Annotated in this window: 2 protein-coding genes; both read left to right on the top strand. The window is 73.4% G+C overall.

What is annotated here, in order from left to right; translation table 11 throughout:
* The coding region (locus tag AC5JLB_RS26725) for a hypothetical protein (protein WP_495876870.1) at positions 1-1,245 on the top strand (1,245 nt) is incomplete at its 5' end.
* Positions 1,242-2,574 (top strand): CHAT domain-containing protein (locus AC5JLB_RS26720; protein ID WP_495876869.1); only part of this gene is annotated, 1,333 nt, incomplete at its 3' end. The genes AC5JLB_RS26725 and AC5JLB_RS26720, both read left to right, overlap by 4 nt.

Genomic DNA, 2,574 nt, shown 5'->3' with positions numbered 1-2,574 from the left:
GGCGCCGACACGATCCCGCTCGGCGATGGGCCGCTCCTCGCGCGCCACCGGGAGCGCCTCCTCCGCCCGGAGGGCGCGGGGCCCGGCTACCAGGACCGCGGCCGCGTCGTCCTCCCGGCAAGGTGGGACCTGGGCCCGCCCACAGTCCGCATCCGCCTCCCCGGCGATTCCGCCGGGGACGAGCCCGCCTTCGGCGCCTTCCTCCCCGGCGCTCGGCATCTGCTGCTGGCCGACGGCAGCGGGCTCAGGGTACTCGACACTCTCCTCGGCACGTCGCAGGAGATCGAGGAGGTCTCCGACCTGGGTCCCGTGGCCACCCTGCGGACGGCGATGGGCACAAGGGTCGCCGTCCTCGGCCTGACCTCGGGGGCCTGGGGGCTGCTCCGGCCCAAGGACGACGGGCGCTGGCGCTTCGATCCGCTCGACTTGCCAGGCTTCCAGGGGCAGCCGCCGCCGTCGGTGGCGCTGGACCCGCAGGGCCGCGCCCTGTTCCTGGCCCATCCCTCCGGCGACGAGGTGCTGCGCGTCGCCCTGACCGAGAGCACGAGGCCGATGTCCCTGCCCTGCCGCGCCCGGCCCACCGCGCTCGCCTGCACCGAGCAGGAGGTCTTCGCCGCGCTCGACAGCGGCGACGTCGCCGTCTTCCCCGCCATGGGCGACGGCGAGCGCGACCCCTATCGCCTGGGCCACGTCGCCCACGCCCTCGCCGTGGCGCGCCTCAGCGAGGGGGCCGCGCGCGAGGCGGTGGTCGCTGCCGTCGCCGGGGGTGGCCTCGTCGTCCACGACGGCGAGGCGCTCCAGGCCGAGGCGCAGCTCGGCTACGATGCGGGCCGCATCGTGCCCTATCCCGGCCGCGCCGCCGCCCGCACGGCCTCCGAGGGGGCCGCCTCGAGACTCGAAGGACTGTCAATCGCCGTGCTCGGGATGGACGGGAGCTTCGACGTGATCGGCCTGTCCCTGCGCGGTCCCGACGGGGAGCCCTTCGCGGCGGTGGGGCTCCTCGACCGGCCGATCCGCGCGGCCGACGGGCGCCGCCGCGCCGTGGCGGTCGCCGGGCAGAGCGGCCGCCTCGCCCTGCTGGCGCGCGACGGCCTGCTGCCTCCGCGGATCGAGCTCCGCCCTCTCGACTACCACCCCCCGGAAAACCTGCCGGCTGCCCTCCTGCCGCCGCTCCCCACCGCCCCTCCCCCCGGCAAGGGCGCCGCGCCTCCGTCAGCGGCGGAGGGCGAGACGGTGTCGTCATGAGGGCCCCTTACCGCTTCGAAATTCGCCTCCGTCGCGGCGCTGACGGCAGGTTGCAGTGCAAGCCCGATCGACTGACTAGGCAGCTCCCTCCGCCGGATTGGCGCGACATCGACCTGTCGCTGGATGAGGTCTACGACCCCGAGGAGACGCGCACCTTCCGCGACCTATCCGATGCCCTCGCCGGACGGGAGCTGGAGGCCGGCGACATCGGCCGCCTCCTGCCGCCTCGCATCCAGAGGCGCATCGGGCGGAGGCTCTTCGTCGCCCTGTTCGGGCCGGACGCGCGGCCGGTCGCCCTCCGCCGCATCCACATCCTGCCCGAGCCGGGCGAGGGAGGCGAGACGGACGAGGCGCTCCGTGACTTCGTGCTCCGGATGCCCTGGGGCCTGCTTACCCAGGGCGGCGACGAGGGCGACCCCTTCTTGGCGCTTCGCGGGACCGCAATCACGGTGCAAGCCGCCCACAGGCGCAATGGCGAGCCGATTGTCGACGAGGTCACGCTGCCGCTTCGCCCGAACCTGCTGCTGATCTGCACCGACCCCGATCCCGACGAGCCCGACCGGCGGACCGGAGGCAGTGGCCACCGCGACCGCCTCAGGAAGGCACTCGCGTCGCATTACGGACCCCACATGGACCGGGTCAGGTCGGCACGGACGTTCAGGGAGGTCGAGGCCCTGCTTGTCGACGAGCATTTCCGTCCCCACATCGTCTACTTCTACGGCCATGCGCGAGTCCGGGGCGGGGACACGATTCTCGCCTTTGACCCCTCCCGGGGCGACGACGGCGAGCACGCCGTCGAAGAGCTGGAACACCTGCTGACCAATCACCTGCTGTCGAATTCCGGCTTTCCCCCCATCGTCTGGATCAACGCATGCCAGACCGGCGCAGCCTTGCGAAGCGCGCTGCGCGTCCTCGGTCCATGCGCCTCGGCTGTGATCGCGACGCGGTCGGTCATCCTGGCCGAGCATGCCCGCGAGCTCGGGCTAGGCACGCTACGGCGGATCGTCGTCAACGGTACGGCGCCCCCGCTGGCGCTCCGCGACACGCTCCTCGAGCTGGCCCGCGACGTTGAGGAATTTGTCTCCCCGGCTTGGTGGGCCATCACCTTCATGGCCGTCCAGTACCGGCTGTGGACGATGCTCAGCCCCGAGGTCCGCTCGGCCGAGGACGCGGAATCGGCCGGGGACCTGCCCTTGCGGCTCGACCGCACGCGCCAGCTCCTCGCGCTACGGGCAGGCCTCGAGGAGAGGTTGGCGCCGCAGCCCGGCACCGAGCCGCCCGCCGCGCACGCCATCCTGTGGCACGGCACCGCCGAGGACGGTCTGCTTG

The organism is Myxacorys chilensis, from assembly GCF_059505265.1.
The sequence above is the reverse complement of the archived record's forward strand: the minus strand, read 5'-3'. Positions and strand labels throughout refer to the sequence as shown.